This is a genomic window from Streptomyces lothianensis (assembly GCF_047779955.1).
Classification (GTDB): Bacteria; Actinomycetota; Actinomycetes; order Streptomycetales; family Streptomycetaceae; genus Streptomyces.
Window position 1 is genome coordinate 1 of the sequence record NZ_JBLMKT010000129.1, and the last position, 718, is coordinate 718.

Consider the following 718-nt stretch of genomic DNA (forward strand, 5'->3'; position numbering starts at 1 on the left):
GCCGGCCCCAGTGAACTTCGCTGAATCAGTGAGGGTGATGGGTGGTTGGTCGTTGTTTGAGAACTGCACAGTGGACGCGAGCATCTGTGGCCAAGTTTTTAAGGGCGCACGGTGGATGCCTTGGCACCAGGAACCGATGAAGGACGTGGGAGGCCACGATAGTCCCCGGGGAGTCGTCAACCAGGCTTTGATCCGGGGGTTTCCGAATGGGGAAACCCGGCAGTCGTCATGGGCTGTCACCCGCTGCTGAACACATAGGCAGTGTGGAGGGAACGAGGGGAAGTGAAACATCTCAGTACCCTCAGGAAGAGAAAACAACCGTGATTCCGGGAGTAGTGGCGAGCGAAACCGGATGAGGCCAAACCGTATGCGTGTGAGACCCGGCAGGGGTTGCGTATACGGGGTTGTGGGATCTCTCTTTCACGGTCTGCCGGCCGTGAGACGAGTCAGAAACCGTTGATGTAGGCGAAGGACATGCGAAAGGTCCGGCGTAGAGGGTAAGACCCCCGTAGTCGAAACGTCAGCGGCTCGTTTGAGAGACACCCAAGTAGCACGGGGCCCGAGAAATCCCGTGTGAATCTGGCGGGACCACCCGTTAAGCCTAAATATTCCCTGGTGACCGATAGCGGATAGTACCGTGAGGGAATGGTGAAAAGTACCGCGGGAGCGGAGTGAAATAGTACCTGAAACCGTGTGCCTACAAGCCGTGGGAGCGTCG

General features: G+C 57.8%; 1 rRNA gene. It reads left to right on the forward strand.

What is annotated here, in order from left to right:
- Nucleotides 1–88 precede the first annotated feature (88 nt).
- Nucleotides 89–718, forward strand: a 23S ribosomal RNA gene (locus ACLF6P_RS29910); the annotation flags it as partial.